This window comes from Curvibacter delicatus NBRC 14919 (assembly GCF_001592265.1).
GTDB lineage: Bacteria > Pseudomonadota > Gammaproteobacteria > Burkholderiales > Burkholderiaceae_C > Hylemonella > Hylemonella delicata.
The window spans coordinates 1-17247 of the sequence record NZ_BCWP01000051.1 but is presented as its reverse complement, the minus strand read 5'-3'; the positions used below and the strand labels follow the sequence as shown (position 1 = coordinate 17247).

The following is a 17247-nucleotide window of genomic DNA, read 5'->3' as shown; positions in this document are numbered from 1 at the left end:
GCAGTGCCCGCAGCCTGGGGGTGTGCAACAGTCACAACGGATGCTCGGCGTAGAACTTGCCGCCGTGGTACAGCAGTGGCGAGGCGCCGGCGCGGTGGGCGCAGCGCTCGACCTCGCCGACAAAGATCACGTGGTCACCCTCGTCGTAACGGCTGCGGTTGAAGCACTCGAAGGTGGCGGCGGCACCGGCCAGCAGCGGCGCGCCACCGTGCCCTTCCGTGAAATCAACCCCGGCCCAGCGGTCCACGCCTTTGGTGGCGAAGCGCCGCGCCAGCTCCTGCTGGTCGGCAGCCAGGATGTTGATGGCGTAGTGGGAGCCGCTGCTGAACGCCGCCATGGAGGCGGCTGCATGCGACAGGCTCCACAGCACCAGTGGCGGTTGCAGCGAGACCGAGTTGAATGAGTTGGCCGTCAGGCCGACCAGCTTGCCGTTGGCAGCACGTGCCGTGACAATGGTCACACCGGTGGCGAACATGCCCAGGGCGTGGCGGAATTCGGTTTGCGTGAAGCTCGGGGGGCGGGCCTGCAGGCCCGCAACAGACGAAGACATGAAGGCAATGTACCTGAATTTGCCGACCTTGGCCGAGGCCTAAAATTGCGCCATGCACTTTGGTTTTCAGAAGCTGTCCGTGTCGCTTGCCTTGCTGGCGGCAGGTGTTGCCCATGCCGGGCGCGCGTGTGACGATTTTTATGCCCGCCTGCCCAACGTCCAGCGTGCGCTGTGCGAGCAGGCCCAGTTGCAGGACTCCAGCGCCCGCAGCGTCCAGGGGCGGCCGATCTACACGCGTGATGTCCGGCCCGAGGGCGCGCGCCTGCGTGTGCTGGTGATCGGTGGCATGCACGGGGATGAGCTGTCGTCGTCGTCGGTGGCCCTGCACTGGATCCAGCTGGCGCAGGAGGCACCGGAGCGTACGCACTGGCGCTTCATCCCGGCGCTCAATCCGGACGGGCTGTTCAGCCGGCCCTCACACCGGGTCAACGCCAACGGCGTCGATCTCAACCGCAATTTCCCCACGCCGAACTGGGAACGCGATGCACCGTTTTACTGGGAAAAGCGCACGCGCAAAGACCCGCGCCGCTGGCCGGGTAAGACCCCGCTGAGCGAGCCGGAGTCGAAGTTCCTGCACGAAGAGATGCAGCGCTTCCAGCCCAACCTGATCGTGAGCATCCATGCACCTTACGGGGTGCTGGACTTTGACGGACCGATCCAGCCGCCCAGCCGGCTGGGACGCCTGTACCTGGATCAGGTCGGCATCTTCCCCGGCTCCTTGGGCAACTATGGTGGCGTGCACAAGGGCATGCCGGTGGTCACGATCGAACTGCCGAGTGCCTTGCTGACGCCGCGTAACGTGGAAATTCAGCGCATGTGGCAGGACTTGCGCCAGTGGATGGGAGACACCCTGGCTGCAGATGGCACGGACGCGCCACTGCGTCCTTAAGGCCGCCCACCCCGCTTGGGGCGGGCGTCGCCAACCGGCTTAGCGGACCAGCAGGACCGGCACTTCGCAGTGCGCCAGCACCTGGGTCGCCACCGAGCCCATCACCAGATTGCCCAGGGCGCTGTGGCCGTGTGAGCCCATGACCAGCAGGTCGTACTTGCCGGACTCGGCCATCTTGGCAATGTTCTCGCCGGCATGGCCGACTTTCCACACGCTCTTGGCATCGATGCCGTGGCGCGTCAGGAACTTGGACACCGGGCTCAGCACCTTCTCGGCTTCTTCGGAATAGTACTTGTCGACGATTTCCTTGCCCACAGCGGCGCGGGCACGGGGCGGCAGCGCCGGCTGTACGGTGAAGATGGTGTACTGGTTGGCGGCCGTGAACAACTCGTCGTGGGTTGTCAGGTATGCCAGCATTTTCTTGGTGTATTCACTGCCGTCGACGGCCAGAAGAATTTTCATGGTCAGCTCCTCGTTTCGATACCGTAGTTTATCCAGCGACACCGGTCGATTCATGACCCGCGTCAAATTTCCGGAAGAGATTACTGGGCAAGTCCAGGCACAGCGTCGGATGGAACCGGGCCTGTTCGCCCTTGCGAGCATAACCCAGCGGGTTGGCCACCACGCGGCAGCCGTGATGCGTGTAGTCGCTCGGGCAGTGCAGGTGACCGTGCAGCCATAGCCGGGCCTGCGGCAGCAGGTCATCCAAGGCATTGCAAAAACCGGCAGTGCCGGGGGCCAGTCCGTAGCGTGGGTCGGCGCTGCGCAGGCTGGGGGCAAAGTGGGTGATGACCACGGTCTCGCCATCGAAGGGCTGTGCCAGCGTGTCGCGCAGCCAGGCCTGGCAGACCAGGGCCTGCTCACGTATCTGTTCGGCCAACATCGGTTCTCCGAAGCGGATGGTCTCCGTCTTGCGCAGGTAGAAGTTGGCCGCGCGAAAGGCCTTGTCGCGTGCCTGCAGCACCTGGGTGAGTGCACTGCCGATGGAGGGCGCAGCCGGATTCAGGGCATCAAAGTCGCTCCACAAGGTGGTGCCGACAAAGCGCACGGGCGGTGCCGAGGGGCCCAGCAGCTCAGCCGCGGTCACGACCTCGCGCTCCAGCAGGCGAATGCCCAGCCGCTCGCACGTCTCTTGCAGACGCGCATGCGCCTGATCGAAATCCTGCCGGTCGTATTCATGGTTGCCGGGCACGAACAGCACAGGGGTGGGCCAGCCGTGGCGGGGCGAGAACCGGCCCAGGCCAAAGTCGTGATCATGCAGTTGTGAGCCCGCCTGGTAGGAGCCGATGTCACCGGCCAGCACCAACAGATCGGCGCTGGGGGCTGGTGTGGGAGCGAAGCTGGGGTCGGCTTCGAGGTGCAGGTCGGAAAGCAGCTGGATCTTCACGCCGTCATTGTCCCAGGTCGATGACGCTGGACGTCAGTTTGTCCGCATGGGCGCGACTCGGCAGTTGGGCCACCACACCGCGCAGCCATTCATGGGCGCTGTGATGGTGCACACGGCGATGCCACAGGGCGTCCACATGGATGGCGGGCACCTCGAAGGGCAGTTCACGCAGCACCAGCTGGTCGGCGATGCCTGTCACGCTGACGAAGTGGCGCGGCAGCACGGTCAGCAAGTTGGAGGTGGCCACCACCCGGCCGGCGGTGAAGAACTGGTTGACGGTCAGCACGATATGCCGCTGGCGCCCCAGCGAGGCCAGTGCCTGGTCGATGAAGCCGTAAGGCCGGCCGGAAAAACTCACCAGCAGGTGGCGCGCTTCGCAGAAGCGTTCAAGCGTCAACGGCTCACTCGCCAGGGGGTGATCGCGCCGCATCACACACACGTACTTGCTGTAATAGAGGCGCTGGTGATGAAAGGCCACGGCTTCGCCGGCTTCGGCCTGGGCCGTCAGGCCGGCGATCACCGCAGGAAAGTAGCCGATCGCCATGTCGGCGGATTCCTCCTGCAGCAGCCGGCGCGGGTCGCGCGTCGTCAGGGGGACCACCCGGATGGTGACGCCCGGGGCGTCCTGGTCGAGCACTTTCACCAGGCCGGGAATCAACTCTGCCGCCGTGGAGTCGGCGGTGGCCAGCACAAAGGTGGTATTGGCCTCGGCCGGAACGAAACTGCCCGGCGACAGGGTCTCTTCCAGCTGGCGCAGCGCTTCCTGCACCGTGGGCCAGAGTGCCAGCGCCCGCGGGGTGGGCTCCAAACCTTGGCCACTGCGGCGCAGTAAATCGTCACCAAGTGTTTCACGCAGGCGACGCAGGGCATTGCTGATGGCAGGTTGTGTAAGTGATAGCTTACTTGCGGCTTTTGTCAGGCTACGCTCAACCATGACCTCATTGAAGACACGAAGCAGGTTGAGGTCGAGGGTGCGAAAGTTAAGCGGATTCATGGGCAAAGCTTGATATATCACTGCTGTGAATATTGTGCATCACAACAATAAAGTTGAATCACATTAGAGATAACCCTAATATCACGGCATCGCAAAGATTTTGTATCGCTAAGGAGGTCCATCATGACCAGTTTTGTACACGTTGAATACCCCAGCAGTCATCCAGGGGTTGCCCGTCTTGAGAACGCCGTGGCTGCCGCCGGCAAGATGCGCAAGGGTTTTGATACCACCAAAGGTCTGGCTGCCATGTTGCTGGCTGCCATGGTGGCCGCACTGGTTGTGGTGGCTGACCAGTTGGTCGACACTTGGGCCGATGGTCATCTGCTGGCCGGCTGGGTGGTGTTGTGGGTGGTGGGCTTTGCCGCCATCGCCTTGCTGGCAGACACGGCCCGCCATTTGGCCGCACGTTCGATCAAGGCGCTGGATGCGTGGTCGCGTGGCGTGGCTCGCAAGCGCGCCGATGAGCGTCTGTGGGAACTGGCGCGCAAAGATGAGCGCGTGATGGCCGATCTGCAAGCCGCCCGTACACGCCAGGAAGCCTGATGCGCTGAATCTTCAGATTCACACGACGTAAAAAAAGCCACCGCATGCGGTGGCTTTTTTGCTGGCTGGCGCTTGCGCGCCAACCGTAGGCTCAGGCGCTCAGCAGCTTTTCAATGCGCTGGCGGGTGTCGCGCAATGCCTTGGGCAGGCGGGCGTCGATCTGCTCAAACAGCACGTCGTGCAGCTTGAGTTCGGCCAGCCACTGCTGCTTGTCGATGCTGGTCACCGAGTGGAACTGCTCGGGCGTGAAGTCCAGGCCCTTCCAGTTGATTTCCTCGTAGGTCGGGCTCAGGCCGTAGAAGTGCTCCTTGCCCTTGGCCTCGTCCTCGATGCGGTCGATCATCCATTTCAGCACGCGCATGTTTTCGCCATAACCGGGCCAGACGAACTTGCCGTCTTCGCCCTTGCGGAACCAGTTGGTGGTGAAGATGGCCGGCAGACGGCCGCCCTGCGCGGCAACCTTCTCGCCCAGGTTGAGCCAGTGCTGGAAGTAGTCACCCATGTGGTAACCGGTGAAGGGCAGCATGGCGAACGGATCGCGGCGCACCACACCCTGCTGGCCAATGATGGCGGCGGTGGTTTCCGACCCCATGGTGGCGGCCATGTAGACACCCTCAACCCAGTTGCGGGCCTCGGTCACCAGCGGCACCGTGTTGGAGCGGCGGCCGCCGAAGATGAAGGCATCGATGGCCACGCCCTTGGGGTTGTCCCACTCGGGGTCCAGCGCCGGGTTGTTGGTGGCGGCCACCGTGAAGCGCGAGTTCGGGTGTGCGGCCTTGGCGCCGGTTTCCTTGGCGATCTGCGGCGTCCAGTCCTTGCCCTGCCAGTCGATGGCGTGCGCCGGTGCTTCGCCGTCCATGCCTTCCCACCACACGTCACCGTCGTCGGTCAGCGCGACGTTGGTGTAGATCACGTCGCTCTTGAGCGAATCCATGCAGTTCGGGTTGGTCTTGTAGTTGGTGCCGGGGGCGACGCCGAAGTAACCCGCTTCCGGGTTGATGGCGTACATGCGGCCGTCCTTGCCGGGCTTGACCCAGGCAATGTCGTCGCCGATGGTCGTGACCTTCCAGCCCGCGAAGTCCTTCGGTGGCACCAGCATCGAGAAGTTGGTCTTGCCGCAGGCGCTGGGGAAGGCGGCTGCCACGTGGTATTTCTTGCCTTGCGGGTTGGTCACGCCCAGGATCAGCATGTGCTCGGCCAGCCAGCCCTGTTCGCGGCCCATGTTGGAGGCGATGCGCAGCGCGAAGCACTTCTTGCCCAGCAAGGCATTGCCGCCGTAGCCGGAACCATAAGACCAGATCTCGCGGGTCTCGGGGTAGTGCACGATGTACTTGGTCTGGTTGCAGGGCCAGCTGCTGTCCTTCTGGCCGGCTTCCAGCGGCGCGCCGACGGTGTGCATGGCCGGCACAAACTCGCCGTCGGTGCCTAGCACGTCATAGACGGCCTTGCCCATGCGGGTCATGAGCTTCATGTTGACGGCCACGTAGGCGCTGTCGGAGAGTTCCACGCCGATGTGGGCGATGTCACTGCCCAGCGGGCCCATGGAGAAAGGCACCACGTACATGGTGCGGCCCTTCATGCAACCGTTGAACAGAGCGGGTTTGCCGTCGGCCGTGCCGTACTGCAGCAGGGCGCGCATCTCGGTCGGCTCGACCCAGTTGTTGGTCGGGCCGGCGTCTTCCTTGCGGGCCGAGCAGATGAAGGTGCGGTCTTCCACGCGCGCCACATCGCTGGCGTCCGAGCGGCACAGGAAGCTGTTGGGCCGCTTGGCGTCGTTGAGCCGGGTGAAGGTGCCCGACTGGACCAGCTGGTCGCACAGGCGCTTGTATTCCTCGTCACTGCCGTCGCACCAGTAGATGCTGTCGGGCTTGCACAGGGCCGCCATGTCGGCGACCCAAGCCAACAGTTTGGGGTTCTTGACATAGCTCGGCGCATTGAGGTGAATGCCCTGCATCACGGGAGAGTTCATGGGGAGGCTCCTAGTTGAATGATCTTTTCTAAGCCGGCGCGCTATGGGCCATGAAAGGCAGGAAGCCCCGGCTTGGAAAAAATCAGCAGTGAAATTGGTCTGCGGCGGGGCTCATTGTATGAACTTGCCTGTTTGTTACGCCGCGATGACAGCCAAAATCTATGCAAAACATGCATGATGTTATGTTGCTGTGAGTTCTGAAACGAAAACGACCGTGCCAGGTCGTCAACGCGACGAGCGGGCGCGTTCAGCGTCAAGAATCGGACGCATTCAACGGGATCGGAAAGGGATCAAAAGACGCTGCGAGGAAAAGATTTCCGGCAACATGGGGCCGTCAGGAGAAAAACGGCAAGGAGATCGGCGCTGCTAGGCTGAAGCGCGGGAGGAAGCAGGAAGAACAGAGGAAACGGACCGGCAAGCAGCGGGCGAGGCCCGTTTCTCAAGAAGACGCGTGATCAGGCCATGAACACGGCGATAAAGGCCAGCAGGAAAATCAGCAGACCGCCGACCACGGGAATCACGACAGGAATGGAGTGCACGATGCTCTCGATCGGATCGGCTTGGCTGGCGTCATGTGCGGGGGTCGGGTTCGACATGGTGTTTCCTTCTTGCTTGATACGGCGGATATAACAACTGGACGGATTTTACATTTTCACAAACATGAGGCTCCGATGCGGTCAGCGCAGCGGAAACCGCACCCGTTAGGTAGACATGAAACGCATACAGACACACCTTCTCCCATTGCTATTGCTGACGGCATGTGCAGCCACCGGTCCCGGTAGTTCTTCCGCACGCCCGGTGCTCTACCCGAACGCCGCTTTCCAGCGGATGGGCGAGGCCCGGGCCCAGCAAGAGGTGAATGCCTGCCTGGGTCGCGCGCAAGTGGCGGGCCTGACGCCGGACGAGAAAAACAACGCCGTGGCACGACGGGCAGGGCAGGGCGCGGCCACGGTTGGCGTGGCTGCCGCTGTCGGCGCCTTGGTGACGGGGCGCGATACGGAGGGGGTGGTGCGTGCCGGCGCCACCGGTGCGGCGGTGGGCGGTTCGGCTGGTGCGGTGAGCGGCGCCATGCAGGACAAGCCGAGCAGCACCTATCGCAATTTTGTGCAGCGCTGCATCAGTGAGAAAGGCCTGGACGTGATCGGCTGGAATTGAGGCCGAACAACACCTCAAAGGCTAGAGCAACGCGTAAGTGGCTGAGGCGCGGCAAACGCTCTTGCCGTCAGAGGCGCTGCGGATATCGATTTCACCGAAAGCCAAGGACTTGCCGACCCGCAGCAGCCGGGCTTCAACCAGACCATCCTGAGCCGACAGGGGTTTGAGAAAGCTGCTGCTCATCTGCACCGTGGTGCAGGGCCGGAATTGCCCAAAGTGGCTGAAGACGGCCAAGGCCATGGCCGTATCGGCAGCGGCCATCATGGCCTGACCGCACACCATGCCACCCGTCCGCGCCAGCGCATCGCTGTGCGGCAGACGCAACGTGACCTGATGGGCATCATGGGAGACCACGTCAAGTTGGAGTGCCTGGATCCAGGGTGCGAAATAGTCTGTCAGCGCGGTCTGCAATTGCCGGGTATCCATGGGGTCTCCAAATAAAGGGTCAGGTATCAAACCATGAGCCTGACCGAGCAGCGGGTGATCGTCAATCGGGTTTTCGTCAGCTGGCAGACTTTTGGACCCAGGACTTCCCACGCAGCGCAGTCTGGGTTATCGTGATCCACACAGACATCCGTGCTGGAGGCGTTTGATGGTCAAGCGTTTGGTAGCCGAGAGGACGAATGGACAGGTCCTCGTTTCTCCGGGTCTCGGGCAGGCACCGGTGTTGGATTTGATGTGCTCGCACTTCATTCTGACGCTGACGGCCCGTACCGGGGGCGGGTTCAACGCCCGGCGTGACTTGGCCGGCGTGGTGTCACTGGCCGGGCGCCATCTGGTGTGGCCGACCTCCGTGCTTCAGCGGCTGCGCGAGTTCTTGGGCCGCCGCTGTGCCGGCAACGAGTTGTGGCATGGCCAGGAGTCGTTGAATGACCGTGAGTTTCTGGCCCGCTTCGGCGATTGGCGCGGTCCGTACGAGGAAGGCACACTGTTTTTCTACCTCGACGAGTACGCCAAGGACCAGCCCAAGGACCTGCTGACCGTTCTGGCCGTCACGCGCGACTGGCTGGCACAGGCGTTAAAGAAGCAGTCCACGTTGGTGGAAAAGAATATCGATGCCTTGGCCAGCCTGCTGCAACTGAACCAGGCGGAGCGGGCGCTACTGTTGTACGGCACGCTGGCGCGCTACCAGCGTGAACTGCGCAGCGTGCTGGTGGAGTTCAAGGTCAACAATGCGCCCGAGGCCTATGCCGTGATTGCCGAGGTGGCCGGCGTGAACCCGACCGAAGTCGGGGAGGCGTTGCGCGCCGGTTCACGTCTGGAGCGCATCGGCCTGGTGGACAACCTGATTTCCGAGCACAACATCACCGATCTGGCCGATCTGATGAAGGTCAGTGAAAAACTGCCGCCGGTGCTGATGCGGCAGTACCGGGACCAATCCGAGTTGATGGCCGTGTTCACCCGGCCCTCGGCCAGAAGCCATCTGGGCATGGGCGATTTTGCTTTTGTCGAGGATGACGCGCAGATGCTGTGTGCCTTGCTGCGCCATGCCGTGATGCGCAAGGAGGCCGGTGTCAATGTGCTGCTCTATGGCCCGCCTGGCACCGGCAAGACCGAACTGGCCAAGGTGGTGGCGCAGGCGGCCGGCCTGGACCTGTTCGAGGTCGAATACGCCGATCGCGATGGCAACTCGCTCAGCGGGCGCGACCGCTACCGCTCACTGCAGATTGCCCAGGTGTTCCTCAAGGGCAGCGCCCAGGCGGCTTTGCTGTTTGACGAGGTGGAGGATGTGTTTCCCCCGATCTCCACCGAGGCGGCCCAGTTGCTGGCACGTGCCGAGCAGGTAGCGGTACCGGCCAGCGGCAGCGTCAGCGGCAAGGCTTGGGTCAATCAGATACTGGAGTCCAATCCGGTGCCCACCATCTGGGTGACCAACCGCATCGAACAGATCGATCCGGCCTTCCGCCGCCGTTTTGCCTACCACCTCGAACTTAAGTCCCCGGCGCCGGGTGCGCGCGAGGGGCTGGTCCGCAAGACCCTGGAAGGGGTGCCCGTCTCGGAGGCTTTCGTGGCCCGGCTGACGGCGCGCAAGGGGCTGACACCGGCGCAGATCAGAACCGCGGTGCGCTTTGCGGGGCTGGTGGGTGACGTGGCGTTGGAAAAGGCAGTAGAGGCGGCCGATACCGAAGCACGCCGCATGGAGTCGCTGATCGAGCGGCAGCTGCGCAATGCCGACCAGGCGCTGGGCAACCGTGACAGTGGCGCGTCGGCACGGCGCATGGTGACGCAGTACCAGCTCGACCTCCTCAACCTGGAAAGCCGCTATGAAGTGGCACGCATGGTGCAGGCCTTGCAGGCGCGCGGGCATGGTTCCTTGTGCTTTTACGGTCCACCGGGAAGTGGCAAGACGGCTTTGGCCGAGCACATCGCCAGCGTGCTGGGTTGCCCCCTCCTGATCCGCCAGGCGAGCGACATCATGAGCAAGTTCATCGGCGAGACGGAGCAGAACATGGCCGCCATGTTTGCCGAGGCGGAGAGCGAAAACGCGCTGTTGCTGCTCGATGAAGCCGACAGTTTTTTGCAAGACCGGCGCGGTGCCCAGCGTACCTACGAGGTGACGGAGGTCAACGAGATGCTGCAGGGCATGGAGCGTTTCAACGGCATCTTCATCTGCACGACCAATTTGCTGGACCGCATTGATCAGGCCGCCTTGCGCCGGTTCACGTTCAAGATCCGCTTCAAGCCGCTGACGCCGGCCCAGCGCGAAACCATGTTCGTGGCCGAGGCGTTGGGGGGCGATCCGACCCGGCTGACAGCCGAGGTGCGTGGCCGTCTGGCCCTGCTTGACCAGCTGTGCCTGGGAGATTTCGCGGCAGTGCGGCGCCAGGCGCTCATTCTTGGCGCCGAGATGGAGGTGCTGGAGTTCCTGGCGCAACTGGAGGCTGAGCACCGTATCAAGCCGGAAGTGCGCGAGGCACGCAGCATGGGATTCCTCCAGTAACCCTGCCGTGGAAATGGTTTTCAGGGCGGCCTGACGCTGGCCAAAACAAAAAATTACACGAAGCTGTCAACCGCGGATGGGGTTCATACGTGATAACCACATGGCGAAGGTCTGAACCAGCCGGCCCGGAGAAAGGGCTTGGTTACCGGGAAGGTCTTCATTCCCTCCATTTTTGTATTGCGGTTATGAACAAAGATCCCATCAAGGTGCCGGAAAAGGGTACTTACAAATGGCAGCTTTTCAAAGAGTGGACCGACGAGTTCCGTCAGACCCACGCCGACCATGTCGCCTACATTGCCTTGCATCTGGCCGGTGTACTTGATCCCTGCCGCAGCAAGCTCAACAACCTGATTCAGCAGCACCGTCAGCATCAGCGCGATGGTGCCCGGGGCGAGCGCCACCGCCGGGCCATTGCCCGCCTGCAAAACACCATGACCGGTGCGGCTATCTCCTACGAGACCAGCTTCCGCAGCCACTGAGTGGCAAAAAGAGCCGGCGTCTTCAGGCGCCGGTTTGCAGGGCCAGCCAGTGCAGGTAATCGGCTGAGCCCGCCGTGATCGGCAATTGCACGATCTCGGGCGTCTCGTAGCGGTGATGGGCGCGGATGAAATCCTCCAGCGCCTTATAAACCGCTACACGGGACTTGATCAGCAGCAGCCACTCCTTTTCCGCGCAGGGCTGCTCTTTCCAGACATAGAAGCTTTTGATTGCCTGCACCTGGACGCAGGCGGCCAGCCGCGCCTGAACGATCTGCCGCGCCATCGTTTCCGCCTCCGCCTCGGAGGCGGTGGTGGTCATCACGAGGCAGAAGGCATCGGGCGTCTGGCTGGGTTTTTGCATTGCAGCAATTTACCGCGAAAGCAGCCGCAGCACATGGGGCTGCGGCTTACGCTTCACAGGCCCGCCTGCTTTTCTTGCGTTTTCTGTGCCGGCGGCGTCCAGCCACCCCCCAGCGCCTTGTAGAGGGACACTTGATTCTGCTGCTGTGCCAGCCGGGTCTGCGCGACTTGCTGCTGCACTGCAAACAAAGAGCGCTGGGCATCCAGCAAGTCCAGCGAGCTGGCCACGCCATTGCGGTAACGCAATTCGGCCAGCTGTGCCCGCTCACCCTCGGCGGCAGCTTGCGCCTGCTGGGCCTGCAGCTGTTCGCCCAGCGTGGCACGGCCGGCCAGGGTATCAGCCACTTCGCGGAAAGCAGTCTGGATCGCCTTCTCGTACTGGGCGACGGCAATCTCGCGCCCCGCCTTGGACGATTCGAGGTTGGCCCGGTTGCGGCCGCCGTCAAAAATCGGCACCAGGGCCGAAGGCGCCAGCGTCCAGCCCCACGTTCCGCTCTTGAACAGATTGTCCAGGTCGCTGCTGGCCGAGCCGGCAAAGGCGGTGAGCGAGATGCGCGGGAAGAAGGCGGCCCGCGCGGCGCCAATGCTGGCATTGGCGGCAATCAGCTGTTGTTCGGCTTGGCGAATGTCGGGCCGGCGTGTCAGGACCTCGGACGGCAGGCCGACCGGGAGATCCTTGAACAGGGACGCAGACGGGGTGGCCTCGGTGGCGCGCAGCAAGGGCTCGGGCACGGTCTGGCCAGCGAGCAAGGTGAGGGCGTTGACGTCCTGCGCCCGCAGTCGCTGTTGCTGGGCGGCGGTGGCGCGGGCGGCGGCGGCCAGTGACTCGGCCTGCCGCAGGTCCAGGGCCGAGGTGGCTCCGTTGTCAAAGCGCAGACGGGTCAGGCGCAGCGAGTCTTCACGGGTGGCGAGTGTGCGTTGGGCCAGATCCAGCAACTCGGTGTTGGCCTGCAGACTCAGCCAGGTGCTGGCGACCGAGGCAATCAGCGAGATCTGGGCCGCCTTGCGCGCTTCCTCGGTGGCCAGGTACTGGGCCAGGGCTGCTTCTTTCAGGCTGCCCAGGCGGCCGAAGAAGTCGAGCTCCCAGGCGGCAGAAGCCGGGATGTTCAAGCCGGCGCTGTAGCTGGAGGTGACGCTCTTGGTGAGCTCCGAGGTCGACTGCCGGCTGCCGGTGACGCCGGCACTGATCGTCGGCAACTGGTCGGCCCGGCGGATCTGGTACTGGGCACGCGCCTGCTCGATATTGAGCACCGCCACGCGCAGGTCGCGGTTGTTGTCCAGCGCCAGCCGGATCACCGAGCGCAGGTTGGTGTCGCCGATGAAGTCTTGCCAGTCGAGGTCGGCGGCCAGCGTGGTCGCGGCCGTGGTTCCCGTTGTTTTGGCGTCGGGCCACTGGCCGGCCACCGGGGCGGCTGGGCGCTCATAGCTGGGAATCAGCGAGCAGCCGGCCAGCACTGCAGCAGCGGCCAGCGCCGGCCAGGTGCGCAGGAAAAAGGGTTTACTCATGCGGATGAACTCCCATGTGCGCAGCATCGTGCGCGTGGACCTGATGTTGGCGAGCGCTGCCCTTGAAGATGCTGCGCACCACCACGAAGAAGATCGGCACGAACACCACCGCGAGCACGGTGCCGGTGATCATGCCGCCGATCACGCCAGTGCCGATGGCTCGCTGGCTGGCCGAGCCGGCGCCTGAGGCGATGGCCAGCGGCAACACGCCCAGCGTGAAGGCCATGGAGGTCATGACGATGGGGCGGAAGCGCAGGTGGGCCGCTTCCAGCGCCGCCGCGACCAGGCTCTTGCCCTGGGCCTGCAGATCCTTGGCGAACTCGATGATCAGGATGGCGTTCTTGGCCGACAAGCCGATGATGGTGATCAGGCCGACCTGGAAATACACGTCATTGGCGTAGCTGCGCAACAGCGTGGCCAGCAGCACACCCAGCACACCCAGCGGCACCACCAGGATGACGGCCAGCGGAATGGTCCAGCTCTCGTACAGCGCGGCCAGGCAGAGGAACACCGCCAGGATGGAGAAGCCGTAGACGATCAGGGCCTGGGCACCGGCAAGTTTTTCTTCGCGCGACAGGCCGGTCCATTCGAAACCGAAACCCTGCGGCAACTGCGCTGCCAGCTTTTCCATTTCTTCCATGGCGGCGCCGGTGCTGTAGCCCGGTGCGGCACTGCCGCTGATGCGCATGGCCGGATAACCGTTGTAGCGCACCGTTTGCATCGCACCCTGGATCCAGCGCGTGCTGGCAAAGGCCGACAATGGCACCATCTGCCCGCGGCTGTTGGGCACACTGAGCTTGAGCAGGTCTTCCGGCTGCATGCGCGCCGGCGCATCGGCCTGCACCACCACCCGTTGCAGGCGTCCCGCGTTGGGGAAGTCGTTGATGTAGCTCGAACCCAGGGCGGTGGAGATGACGGTGTTGATGGCGTCGAAACCCACCCCGAGGGCGTTGGCCTTGTCGCGGTCGATGTCGAGCTGCAACTGGGCCGCATCTTCCAGACCGTCAGGGCGCACCTGGGTGATGACCTGGCTCTTGGCCGCCATGCCCAGCAGCTGGTTGCGCGCGGCCAGCAGGGCATCGTGGCCCAGGCCGGCGCGGTCCTGCAGCCGGAAGCTGAAACCGGACGAGGAGCCCAGCTCAGGGATCGACGGCGGGCTCAGCGGGAAGATGAAGGCATCGCGGATGCCCATCAACGCACCAAAGGCGCGGCCGGCCAGATCCTGGGCAGAACTGCCCGGGGCATGGCGTTCGGACCAGTCCTTCAGCGTCACGAAAGCCAGCGCGGCATTCTGGCCTTGGCCGGAAAAGCTGAAGCCCAGCACACCGACCATGCTCTGCACTTCTGGTTGCTTGAGGATGAAGCCCTCGACCTGCTGCATCACGCTCAAGGTGCGCTCCTGCGTGGCGCCCGGCGGCAGCTGCACGTTGACCAGCATGGTGCCCTGGTCTTCGTTGGGCAGGAAGGAGGTGGGCAGGCGCATGTACACGACGGCCACCGCCGCCAGGATGGCGGCATAGATCACCAGCGTGCGGGCCGCGCGCGGCAGCAGCCGTCCGACCCAGCTCTCATAACCCTTGGCCGTGCGGGAAAAACCACGGTTGAACCAGCCGAAGAAGCCGGTCTTCTCGTGGTGGTGGCCGGCTTCGACCGGCTGCAACAGCGTGGCGCACAGGGCGGGCGTCAGCGAGAGCGCAAAGAAGGCGGAGAAGGCGATCGAGGCGCCCATCACAACCGCGAACTGGCGGTAGATGTTGCCGACCGAGCCGCTGAAGAAGGCCAGCGGCACGAACACCGAGATCAGCACCACGGTCACGCCGACGATGGCGCCCGAGATCTGGCCCATCGCCTTGCGCGTGGCCTGCCGCGGCGGCAGCCCTTCCTCGCTCATGATGCGCTCGACGTTTTCCACCACCACGATGGCGTCGTCCACCACGATGCCGATCACCAGCACCATGCCGAACATGGTCAGCACGTTGATGGAAAAGCCCAGCGCCAGCAGCGTGGCAAAGGTGCCCAGCAGGGCCACCGGCACCACGATGGTCGGGATCAGGGTGTAGCGCCAGTTCTGCAGGAACAGGAACATCACCAGGAACACCAGTGCCACAGCTTCGAACAGCGTCTCAGCCACCTGCGAGATCGAGATCTTGATGAAACGCGAGCTGTCGTAGGGGATGGCCCACTTCATGCCCTTGGGGAAATACGTCTCCAGCTCCTGCAGCTTGTCACGTACCGCCTGTGCGGTGGCCAGTGCATTGCCGCTGGGCGAGAGCTGCACACCGATGCCGGTGGACGGCTTGCCGTTCAGGCGCGCCGAGGTGGCGTAGGTCTGTCCGCCCAACTCGATCCGGGCCACGTCCCTGAGCCGTACGGCAGAACCGTCGGCGTTGGCGCGCAGCACGATGCGGCCGAACTGCTCGATGCCCGACAGCTGGCCGTTGACCACCACGGTCGCTGCGATGCCCTGGCCGGCCACATTGGGCAGGCTGCCGATTTCGCCCGAGGCGACCTGGGCATTCTGGGCGCGGATGGCGTTCGTCACGTCGGCGGCCGACAGGTTGTAGCCCAGCAGCTTGGCCGGGTCGATCCAGATGCGCATGGCGCGTTCGGTGCCGAACAGCTGGGCCTGGCCGACGCCGGGCAGACGCTGGATTTCAGGCAGCACATTGCGTGAGGCATAGTCGCCCAGCGCCACCGGGTCCCAGGCAGGGTCGTCCGAGGACAGGATGGTGAACAGCAGGAAGTTGCTGCGCGACTTGTCGACGCGCACACCCTGCTGCGTCACGGCCACCGGCAGGCGCGGCGCGGCGCGCGACAGGCGGTTCTGCACGTCCACCTGCGCCAGGTCGGCATTGGTGCCGGGCTCATAACTGATGGTGATCTGGCCGGTGCCGTTGGCTTGCGCCACTGACTCCATGTAGATCAGGCCGGGCGAGCCGTTCATCTCGCGCTCGATGACTGACAGCACGCTGTCCTCCAGCGTCTGGGCCGAGGCGCCCGGGTAGGTGGCCGACACCACGATGGAGGGCGGCGCCACCGGCGGGTACTGGGCAATGGGCAGCTGGGTGATGGCCACGCTGCCCAGCACGATGATGAAGAGCGCAATCACCCACGCGAAGATGGGGCGCTCGATGAAGAATTTCGCCATGTTGGAATCCCTTTAGCGAGCGGGACGCGAAGCCGCAGAAGCCGGCGCGGAAGCAGCCGGTGCGGGAGAGGCTGCTGCCGCAGCGGCCGGTTTGCTGCCCGGTGCCTGCCAGGGCACGGGTTTGACCGGCGCATCACCTCGCAGCTTCTGGAAGCCGTCCACCATGACCTGTTCGCCGGCCTTCAGACCGTCCAGGATGACCCACTGGCCGCCTTGCTGGTTGCCGACCTTGACCGGGCGCGGGCTGACCTTGCCGTCAGCGCCGACCACCATGACCGAGTCGCCCTGAGGCGAACGCGTCACGGCCTGCTGCGGCAAGGTGATGGCGTTGCTGGCCTGGGCCTGTTCCAGCCGCACACGTACATATAGGCCCGGCAGCAACGTGCCGCCCGGGTTGGGCACTTCGGCGCGCAGCGTGATCTGGCCTGAGGTGGCATCCACCGTCAGGTCGGAGAACAGCAGCTTGCCGGCCTGCGCGTACTCGCTGCCGTCTTCCAGCACGATGCGCACACTGGCGGCATCCTTGCCGGCGCGTTTGAGCTGGCCCTGCTCCATGGCTCGGCGCAGTGCCATGACCTCGCCGGCCGACTGCGTGAAGTTCACATACATCGGGTTGATCTGCTGCACCACGGCCAGCTGCGTGGCTTCGCCCTGGCCGACCAGCGCGCCTTCGGTCACCAGTGCACGGCCGATGCGGCCGGAGATGGGCGAGGTGATGTTGGCGTAGCCCAGGTTGATGCGTGCGGTCTGCACATCGGCTTCGGCCACCTTGTGTGCCGCAACGGCGTTGGCGTATTCCTGCTTGCTGACGGCGTTGGCCTCGACCAGCGGCTTGTAGCGCTCGGCCAGTGTGGCGGCCTGCGCCAGGTTGGCCTCGGCCCGCATCAGCGCGGCGGCGTAGGGCGCGGGGTCGATGCGGAACAGCGGCTGGCCGGCCTGCACATCGCTGCCTTCGCGGAACAGGCGCTGTTGCAGGATGCCGGCGGCACGGGCACGCACCTGCGCCACGCGCGAGGCCTCCAGCCGGCCCGGCAGTTCGCTTACCAGGCCAATGTCGCCCGGCGTGACGGTGACCACACCGACCTCGGCCGGCGGCATGCCGCCGGGGCCGCCGCCTCCGGGTGCAGACGAGGGGCCGCAGGCGGCCAGCAGCAGGCTGATGCTCAGACTGGTCAGCGCCAGGCTGCCACGGGACGGCAAATGGGCGAGCGCGGGCTTGATATCGATCAAGGCAGACATGACGTTCCTTCGGGGATAAAAGTGAATGGCCGGTGGCGGCAAACCGCAGCAAAAGGCCATTTTGCGGATGAATTAGGGATTTGCTGA

At 64.3% G+C, this 17247-nt stretch carries 16 protein-coding genes; 5 read left to right on the top strand and 11 right to left on the bottom strand.

The window, feature by feature from the left end; all coding sequences use genetic code 11:
• Positions 1–31: 31 nt before the first annotated feature.
• A complete protein-coding gene (locus CDE01S_RS16705; RefSeq protein WP_066710274.1) occupies positions 32–550 on the bottom strand; it encodes a flavin reductase family protein in 519 nt (172 codons plus the stop codon).
• A gap of 52 nt (positions 551–602) precedes the next feature.
• On the opposite strand from CDE01S_RS16705, the gene CDE01S_RS16700 reads away from it, so the two are divergent.
• Positions 603–1439, top strand: coding sequence for a M14 family murein peptide amidase A (locus tag CDE01S_RS16700; RefSeq protein WP_066710272.1), 837 nt, complete (start codon positions 603–605; stop codon positions 1437–1439).
• A 39-nt stretch (positions 1440–1478) separates the two neighbouring features.
• On the opposite strand, the gene CDE01S_RS16695 is transcribed toward CDE01S_RS16700, so the two are convergent.
• The 3 genes from CDE01S_RS16695 to CDE01S_RS16685 are packed head-to-tail and all read right to left on the bottom strand — an operon-like array spanning position 1479 to position 3820.
• On the bottom strand, positions 1479–1901 hold the full coding sequence (locus tag CDE01S_RS16695; RefSeq protein WP_066710270.1) for a universal stress protein: 423 nt from the start codon (positions 1899–1901) through the stop codon (positions 1479–1481).
• A gap of 28 nt (positions 1902–1929) precedes the next feature.
• On the bottom strand, positions 1930–2826 hold the full coding sequence (locus CDE01S_RS16690) for a metallophosphoesterase (RefSeq protein WP_066710268.1): 897 nt from the start codon (positions 2824–2826) through the stop codon (positions 1930–1932).
• Between the two features lie 4 nt (positions 2827–2830).
• Positions 2831–3820 carry a LysR family transcriptional regulator gene (locus tag CDE01S_RS16685; RefSeq protein WP_066710267.1) on the bottom strand — a complete coding sequence of 330 codons (990 nt, stop codon included), beginning with the start codon at positions 3818–3820 and terminating at the stop codon, positions 2831–2833.
• 123 nt (positions 3821–3943) lie between these two features.
• On the opposite strand from CDE01S_RS16685, the gene CDE01S_RS16680 reads away from it, so the two are divergent.
• Positions 3944–4363, top strand: a complete 420-nt coding sequence (locus tag CDE01S_RS16680) for a hypothetical protein (RefSeq protein WP_066710265.1) — start codon at positions 3944–3946, stop codon at positions 4361–4363.
• A 91-nt stretch (positions 4364–4454) separates the two neighbouring features.
• Here CDE01S_RS16680 and CDE01S_RS16675 read toward each other — a convergent pair whose 3' ends face one another.
• Together CDE01S_RS16675 and CDE01S_RS18720 are read right to left on the bottom strand one after the other, a co-directional pair.
• Positions 4455–6332 (bottom strand): phosphoenolpyruvate carboxykinase (GTP), encoded by a 1878-nt coding sequence (locus CDE01S_RS16675; RefSeq protein WP_066710262.1) that lies wholly within the window; start codon positions 6330–6332, stop codon positions 4455–4457.
• Between the two features lie 455 nt (positions 6333–6787).
• Positions 6788–6928 (bottom strand): hypothetical protein, encoded by a 141-nt coding sequence (locus CDE01S_RS18720; RefSeq protein ID WP_169802278.1) that lies wholly within the window; start codon positions 6926–6928, stop codon positions 6788–6790.
• Positions 6929–7073: 145 nt separating this feature from the next.
• On the opposite strand from CDE01S_RS18720, the gene CDE01S_RS16670 reads away from it, so the two are divergent.
• Positions 7074–7487, top strand: coding sequence for a glycine zipper family protein (locus CDE01S_RS16670; protein WP_245636205.1), 414 nt, complete (start codon positions 7074–7076; stop codon positions 7485–7487).
• Positions 7488–7508: 21 nt separating this feature from the next.
• Here CDE01S_RS16670 and CDE01S_RS16665 read toward each other — a convergent pair whose 3' ends face one another.
• The gene (locus CDE01S_RS16665) at positions 7509–7913 is read right to left on the bottom strand and encodes a PaaI family thioesterase (RefSeq protein ID WP_066710258.1); all 405 of its coding nucleotides are present in this window, start codon (positions 7911–7913) and stop codon (positions 7509–7511) included.
• Between the two features lie 166 nt (positions 7914–8079).
• Between CDE01S_RS16665 and CDE01S_RS16660 the strand changes: the two genes are divergently transcribed.
• On the top strand, positions 8080–10428 hold the full coding sequence (locus CDE01S_RS16660) for an ATP-binding protein (RefSeq protein ID WP_066710255.1): 2349 nt from the start codon (positions 8080–8082) through the stop codon (positions 10426–10428).
• Between the two features lie 185 nt (positions 10429–10613).
• Positions 10614–10907, top strand: a complete 294-nt coding sequence (locus tag CDE01S_RS16655) for a hypothetical protein (protein WP_066710254.1) — start codon at positions 10614–10616, stop codon at positions 10905–10907.
• Positions 10908–10929: 22 nt separating this feature from the next.
• Here CDE01S_RS16655 and cutA read toward each other — a convergent pair whose 3' ends face one another.
• From cutA to CDE01S_RS16635, 4 genes are read right to left on the bottom strand one after another with little or no spacing between them, the layout of a single operon-like run.
• Positions 10930–11268, bottom strand: a complete 339-nt coding sequence (cutA, locus tag CDE01S_RS16650) for a divalent-cation tolerance protein CutA (RefSeq protein WP_066710250.1) — start codon at positions 11266–11268, stop codon at positions 10930–10932.
• Between the two features lie 53 nt (positions 11269–11321).
• Positions 11322–12773 carry an efflux transporter outer membrane subunit gene (locus CDE01S_RS16645; protein WP_066710277.1) on the bottom strand — a complete coding sequence of 484 codons (1452 nt, stop codon included), beginning with the start codon at positions 12771–12773 and terminating at the stop codon, positions 11322–11324.
• Complete coding sequence (locus tag CDE01S_RS16640) at positions 12766–15921, bottom strand: efflux RND transporter permease subunit (RefSeq protein ID WP_066710247.1); 3156 nt, start codon at positions 15919–15921, stop codon at positions 12766–12768. Before CDE01S_RS16640 ends, CDE01S_RS16645 begins: the two co-directional genes overlap by 8 nt.
• A 12-nt stretch (positions 15922–15933) precedes the next feature.
• Positions 15934–17160 carry an efflux RND transporter periplasmic adaptor subunit gene (locus CDE01S_RS16635; RefSeq protein ID WP_066710245.1) on the bottom strand — a complete coding sequence of 409 codons (1227 nt, stop codon included), beginning with the start codon at positions 17158–17160 and terminating at the stop codon, positions 15934–15936.
• Positions 17161–17247 lie beyond the last annotated feature (87 nt).